We start from the raw sequence: 6400 nt of genomic DNA, 5'->3' as shown, positions 1-6400 counted from the left end.
CAAGCATTTTGCTTAAAATGGCATCTTTACGAGCCTTGGGAATACGCGACATGATAAGTAACCAGCCCCCTGAGTAAGTTAGAATCCCTGAAAAGGGAGTATCTCAACTATCCTGACACAGGGGGGTCGCTGCTTATTGCGAACTTGTAAGCAAGTGAATCCAACAATGCTGAGAACAACCTGAGGCCACAGCCCAAGTATTGCGCCCACGAGTGCCCACTGTGTAGAAAATGGACCTGGGTTAGGGCGTCCAAACTCATGCTCAAGGTAAAACGTGCCAACTAAAAGGGCAGTGCAAAAACTAAAACTTGTTAGTGCCGCCAAAATCTGCCGTATGACCGGATCCTCCGTGCGGGACTTAACGTGGAGCTAAGGGGCGGCGCGCATTTGCGCCGGGTTAGCCATTTGCCGCTTCGATGACGAAGTCCAGTTGCCGAGCTTGCTTGATAAATCGGTCAATGTTTCCGATGCCCCATTGGCTACTGACAGCAACCGTGCTGTCTGGAAGTTGGATAACATCTTCGGGAACAAGGAAGTGCCGCTTCCGTGCTGTCGTGGTGTAGATCTGGTTAGCTTGCTCAACTGTAGCAACTACCCCGAGAGAGCCTTGACAGTGCTTTGGAAATACTTGTTGCAGTTCGGCTAAGGTTGTCGCTGGGTGGACCTCAACGTAGCGCTTGACGACCGCAAGAACCAAGCGCCCCTTACCGAAGACTTGACCGTCGAACTTGTACTTTGATGCATCCTTGCTCACGGTTGGAGGGGTGAAGTATGTGTCTGTTGTTACAAAGACACTACCATCGGAGCCTCGAAATCGTTGAACCGTAAGCGCGGCAACGGGTATGCCTGAAGCGGTGATATAGCCTTGCCGAAGCTTCGATGCAAGTTCGGAGCTTATGGTCGTTCCTACTAAGATACCTATCCATTTTGGAATCGGCGCGAGTTCTATACTCAGGATGTTTGGGTATTGTTGGGTGATTTGATCCCGTTCACAGAGATAGTCCTCGATTTGGCTCAAATGTACCTCTTCGAGCTGCCCCAGCTTTAGCTCTATGACTGCTATGTACTCTTGCGAGTACGTCGCCAAAATGTCGATTCTTCCGTCTGTGTCCTTGCTCTTTCGCCCCTGCTTGAGTGTCAGTTCTGCCTCAACAATTTCGACGCTAGAGAAGACATCGTCGTCGAGACTGAGCACCCCTTCGTTTTCGATCAGGTATGCCTCCATGGAAAGTTCTCGTCTGAACGGGAAGGGTTCAAGACGAACATCATTTGCAGTGAGGTGACGAAAAATTTGCATGATGAGTCCAAATGGCTAACGCCGAGCTAAGCTGCAGATTTTAAGTTGCGGTTTTGTGGAATACTTTTGCGTAGCGAAACCACAAAACTGCGACTTAAAAGCTGTCCAAGGAGCGTAGCGACTGATGCTTGAGTGACTTGTTATGTTTTTAAACGAAGGTATATTTTTACAATTATTTTATTAACTTCTGTTTTAGTATTTTTGCTAGAGCAGACTTTGCACGCTCAACAAATTCATCTTCGCTCTCTTTCTCCTTAGGTTCGCCAATTGACTGACTTAATTCGGTTAGCACTTCGTCACTATTTGCCACTTTCACAACTTCAGATGAAAAATTTTCTCGATCACCGCTAGATATAGTTAAAGCCGTAATGGCCAGCGTGTTGCTTATATTTGCAGTTAGCTCTTGTGATGAAGATGAGTTGATAATTTGTTTCCTCTGGCTGGACTTAACAAACTCTTTAAAATCACGCATTATTAGCCTCCGGATCTTCTTTCTTTGATCGAAAAAACTCTCTAAATATTGCCTCAGCGGCATTTACGATCATATCGATTATTTTTTCTTTTGCTGAATCAGGAAGTTTTTCCCATAATCCAAAGAGCCAGCCGAACAGGCTGTATAACAAGTTAAACATATTGTTTCTCCATTACTTGCATTAAACATAACGTAAAAGTAAGGGGCTGGCCCCCTGATATGGTTCAAAAACAGCTGCCGTATATAGGCCAGTCCCGCTTGACTGACGGGTTAGAGGCCTTAACCACTGAGGCTAAAAAGGGCGCATATCAATGTGCGGTAAAACTAAAACAGAAAGCCCGCTAAAAGAATAAATAAAACCGTACAACACAATAACTAAAAACGGCATTCACTGCCACCGCAGTTAGTAAAACCAAGCCCGTTTAATTAACTTGCAACCTGGATAAAAGCACAGCAATTAAAAATGCCAAGCCGGTAATAAAAAAGCCATTAAAAAAAAGAAAAGCAATAACAAACTACAGCAAGCAGCTAAAAAACCAACACAGAACACCAAGGCGAAAAACCTAATAGGCCTAGGCTTTACCTCTAACACCCAAACTCAGCCGACCGCTTGCCGAAGTGAAGCGCAGCGAAACGGAGGTAAGTGAGTCGGCTGGAGTGCATTGTTAGAACTTAGTCTTTGACCCATCTGACGAATTTGTAAATGCCATAACCAACTGCCGCCGCAGCCGCTACAGGTGCAGCTGTGGCTACGACTACCCCCGCAGCCATGCCACCGCCAACAGTGCCGCCAATAGCGGCCAAACCAGACGTGATACCAGCAGCACTGAGGCCTGCTGTTGCGCCCATCGCACTGACTGCTGCGATGCTGCCGGCAGTGCCTGCTGCTGCCCCAGCGTAACTAGCTGCCCGACCTACTGAGCGCGAATCACGTTCGTCCGTTCCCAAGTTCGGATCGTCCGCTAAGACCGTGCTGTTAACCAGTGAGGCCATTGCGGCACCTGGTGCAGCGCCGAGTATTGCCAACCCAGCAACAGCACCCCCACCGACAATGGCGCCAGTTGAGGCCAGCCCACTCATTACGCCAGCACCAGACAGCCCAACTACTGAGCCGGATGCAGCAACTACACCACGAGCAGCAAACCCAGCCATGCTTCCTATGCTTGGACCGCTGACGGTAGTAACTGTATCTACCTGAATACTTGTGTGGTTTCCCGTTATGCACCACAAGCAAAAATGCTCACAGTTATTATTAAAAACGCTGTAACTAGACTCGCCAACTCGTGACATTGCTCTGCTGACGATTGTCTCCGCAGAGTATGAGTCTTTGTATGTTTTTACATTTACGTTATTTCCAGAACAAAAATCCTCTAGGTTTGTAATTTCTACTGGCCCCGATTCCATGCCACTCGCCAAGCCAGAGTAATGAATAACTTTGCCATCGCCGATATAAATACCGTGGTGGGAGTAAACCGTTCGTGGGGTTACGAGGTGAGCGCCTAATGGGAAATCTGTTGTCATGTGAATCCTATGCTGTTTCTGTGAGTGAGGGATGTGTGAACATATGGGTGACTAAGTTCTAACGTAAGAATTAAGCAGCTGGCCTACGCTGCAATTAAATAAAGAAGCCGCACGTTCCGGCCAGTCTGCTTGAATGCCATGTTAGGCGTATTACCGCTGCACAAAAAATAAAACCGACGATTTTCGTGGCAAACCACAAAACTAAATAAGAAAGCCACGAAAACGGAGCGAACTAATTAAAGGCGTATTAATCAACAGCGTAAACAGAAAGCTGCAAAACAATATAAAAATATCAGCACACCACAATACAAACTGCCACAACAACGCGCCAACTAAAAAAACAAAATAATGGCAGGGGTGCCTAACGTAAAAATTAAGCAGCTGGCCTACGCTGCAATTGGATAAAAAAGCCGCACGTTCCGGCCAGTCTGCTTGAATGCCATGTTAGGCGAGTTGCCACTACACAAAAAATAAAACCGACGTTTTCCGTAGCAAACCACAAAACTAAATAAGAAAGCCACTAAAACGAAGCAAACGAATTAAAAGCGTATTAGTAAACAATGTAAACAAAAAGCTGCAAAACAAAATAAAAATATCAGCACACCACAATACAAACTGCCACCACAGCGCGCTAACTAAAAAATAAAATAATGGGTAGGGGTGCCTAACAAGATGTAGACACCCTAAAACGGCAGATAAACCACCGTCCTTGGTGTATAAAAACGCTGCGCCTTCTTAAAATGTCTCACCGGGCGGGGCCTGAAGTGATTTATGCCGATATGCTACACCTGATTGAATGGATGTTTCCACCTTGTTACTACTATTGTGTCAGGGTGGTGGTTGATTTTTTGTGGTGCGATGTAAGAAGTTGGCTGATTTTTGTATGAATAAAGGTGCATTCACTGTCATGTTCAATTAACTTTTATGCAGGCTGATTACTTGCCGCAATAAAAATGCGGCCTCCGGGGCCGCATTTTTTTGTTGAAAGGTTTGAGTAAAATTTCAAACGGTTCAAAGCGTTATATGCCCCGCAAATTATGGGGGGCATATATATGGCGCTAAGTCAGAGAAGGGGTCTCTTTAAAATTTGTAAGTCAGCTTGGCCGAGGCAAAGCGGCCGCGCGGGTCTGCTTGGGTGTGGTCAAAGAAATCAGTTGAAGAATCCCACGGTGGGCGGGTATTACTCAGGTTGATGACTTTGGCGGTCAGCGTGGTGTCTTTGGCGAGTTTCCAGCTGGCCGTCAGATCAAAGGTGTTGAATGGGTCAACATATTTGGCGGTGTCGGTGTCGCTGGCAAAAGCCTGATCGTAGCCGCCAACATAGTTCCATGTCAGGGTGGTGGACCATGCGCCAATTTCCCATGTGGCATCGCTGACGGCGCGCCATTTTGGAATCGAGCCAAATTGATTGCTGCCTGCGCCATCGGTGAGTGGCTCGCCAGTGGAAAGCGGCTCAGCAAATCTTAAAACATGGCTGATCTGGCTGCCCAGTTTTAAGCTGCCGTAGTCTTTGCTGTTAAAGCGCTGACGTAAATCCAGATCAATGCCTGATGTTTCGCGATCGCCCATATTGCTGTACTGGCGGTAAAGCGTGCTGATGCGTCCCTTATCATCGCGCACAATTTTGCCTGGATCACGGCTTTCGTTGGCGATAATATCCGCGCCACTTTGCGTGCCAATCAGGCCACTTTGCTTAATGTTGTAGTAATCAAGGCCAATGCTGCTGTCGTTTGTTGGCGAGAGCACAAAGCCCAGATTAAAGTTATCCGAGCGCTCTGGCTGCAGATCTTTATTGGCGGCGATAATATTGGTTACGCCGCGTGATTTGGTCGGTGCAATCGGGTCGCGCGGATCAACCACAGCGCCATAGCTGACTGCCGAGCTTTTGGTGATTTCTGGCAAAGAGGGCGCACGGAAGCCGCGTGAAGCAGAGCCGCGCAGCAGCAGCCAGTCTGCAGCCTGATAACGGGCGCTGGCTTTAGGCGAGAATGCATTACCAAAATCGCTGTAATGATCGGCCCGTGCTGCCAGGTTAACGTTTAAGTCTTTAATCACCGGAATGTTGAGCTCGGCAAAGACGGCGGAGACTTTGCGCTCGCCATCAATAATATTAATCGCCGGGCGCAGCTCGGTGCCTGAAAGTACGGCATCGGAGGTGCGTGAATCCATTTTCTCCTGACGGAACTGCGCGCCGGTGGCAAAGCCCACACTGCCAGCAGGCAGCTCGAATAATTCGGGCGAGGATGCGCTGATATCAGCAGTAATCAGGCTGGATTTGGCCGGGCGCAGGGTAGAGAGGCGCAGGCGGTTACGCACTTCTTCGCTGTTTTTGGATTGATCGGCAAAGTTGTAGCTGCCGTCTTTTAATACTTTTTCGTATTCATAGCGGTTGACGAAGTTCTGTACGGTTTCTTCCAGCGAGCTTTGTGAATAGCCCAGCGAAGCATCCCAATCCCAGCCAAAGGCTGTGCCTTTGATACCGGATAAAACACGATGCAGGGTCACTTCATCGGTTTTCAGGCGTTTGCCCAAATCAAACAGCGTGGCGGTGAAATCCAGCGGCGTGGTGCCGGGGTTGTTGGGGTGGCCTACCGGCAATTTATTATTAATGGTGTCTAAAGCTTGTTTTTGATTATTCCATGCGCGCAAGGTGCTGCTGACCGTGAGTGGTGCGGCAAAAGTCAGGTTGGCGCGGGAGAAACCATATAAATATTCTGCATAGGCTTGCGTATCATCGTTAATCCGCAAATTGGCGCGGGCAAAGGCGTGATAGCGCTCAATCCCTGGAATCAGCGTACTGTAGGGTGCATCGTTATAGGCCAAAACCTGGCCGGTTTTACCGTTCGTAATGCTGCCGTAGTCTGTAAGCCTGATTGGGCCTTGCGGGCCGCCCAATAGCCTGGTTGGGTCGCCATCGTAGTAATTAGTGATCACCCGGTTCAGGCTGCCACCCGATTGGTTTCTGAAGTCGCCATCTTTCATCCGGTAATTGTCAAACCAGTTGTCGCCTTAATCGTTTAATATTTATGCCGTTCTTTGCTCTGCTTTTTTCCTTACAGCACCCGTCTCCGCTTCCGGTGATTTTTCTGGATTGAGGTGGACGATATTCA

At 48.1% G+C, this 6400-nt stretch carries 5 protein-coding genes and 1 pseudogene; all 6 read right to left on the bottom strand.

Annotated features, from left to right (window positions below):
• Nucleotides 1–397: 397 nt before the first annotated feature.
• The 6 genes and pseudogenes from CSQ88_RS21615 to CSQ88_RS21600 all read right to left on the bottom strand — a co-directional run bounded on the left by CSQ88_RS21615 (nt 398) and on the right by CSQ88_RS21600 (nt 6272).
• Nucleotides 398–1297, bottom strand: a complete 900-nt coding sequence (locus tag CSQ88_RS21615; protein ID WP_099400131.1) for a hypothetical protein — start codon at nt 1295–1297, stop codon at nt 398–400.
• A 172-nt stretch (nt 1298–1469) separates the two neighbouring features.
• The gene (locus tag CSQ88_RS21610) at nt 1470–1769 is read right to left on the bottom strand and encodes a hypothetical protein (protein ID WP_099400130.1); all 300 of its coding nucleotides are present in this window, start codon (nt 1767–1769) and stop codon (nt 1470–1472) included.
• Nucleotides 1762–1929, bottom strand: a complete 168-nt coding sequence (locus tag CSQ88_RS23085; RefSeq protein ID WP_180273768.1) for a hypothetical protein — start codon at nt 1927–1929, stop codon at nt 1762–1764. Before CSQ88_RS23085 ends, CSQ88_RS21610 begins: the two co-directional genes overlap by 8 nt.
• Before the next feature lie 512 nt (nt 1930–2441).
• Nucleotides 2442–2921: a hypothetical protein gene (locus CSQ88_RS23525; protein ID WP_257212716.1), complete on the bottom strand. Its 480-nt coding sequence runs from the start codon at nt 2919–2921 to the stop codon at nt 2442–2444.
• 66 nt (nt 2922–2987) lie between these two features.
• A pseudogene (locus CSQ88_RS23705) lies at nt 2988–3290 on the bottom strand (lecithin retinol acyltransferase family protein); the annotation flags it as partial.
• 1080 nt (nt 3291–4370) lie between these two features.
• Nucleotides 4371–6272 (bottom strand): TonB-dependent receptor domain-containing protein, encoded by a 1902-nt coding sequence (locus CSQ88_RS21600; protein WP_099400128.1) that lies wholly within the window; start codon nt 6270–6272, stop codon nt 4371–4373.
• Between the last annotated feature and the right edge of the window lie 128 nt (nt 6273–6400).

It is taken from the genome of Iodobacter sp. BJB302 (assembly GCF_002735645.1).
Taxonomy (GTDB): Bacteria; Pseudomonadota; Gammaproteobacteria; order Burkholderiales; family Chitinibacteraceae; genus Iodobacter.
Note: the sequence above shows the minus strand (reverse complement) of the source record. Positions and strands in the feature narration are given on the sequence as shown.

Coding starts and splice junctions, on each gene's coding strand:
- CSQ88_RS21610 (WP_099400130.1), bottom strand. CDS start 1,769: ATGCGTGATTTTAAAGAGTTTGTTAAGTCCAGCCAGAGGAAACAAATT.
- CSQ88_RS21615 (WP_099400131.1), bottom strand. CDS start 1,297: ATGCAAATTTTTCGTCACCTCACTGCAAATGATGTTCGTCTTGAACCC.
- CSQ88_RS23085 (WP_180273768.1), bottom strand. CDS start 1,929: ATGTTTAACTTGTTATACAGCCTGTTCGGCTGGCTCTTTGGATTATGG.
- CSQ88_RS21600 (WP_099400128.1), bottom strand. CDS start 6,272: ATGAAAGATGGCGACTTCAGAAACCAATCGGGTGGCAGCCTGAACCGG.
- CSQ88_RS23525 (WP_257212716.1), bottom strand. CDS start 2,921: ATGGCTGGGTTTGCTGCTCGTGGTGTAGTTGCTGCATCCGGCTCAGTA.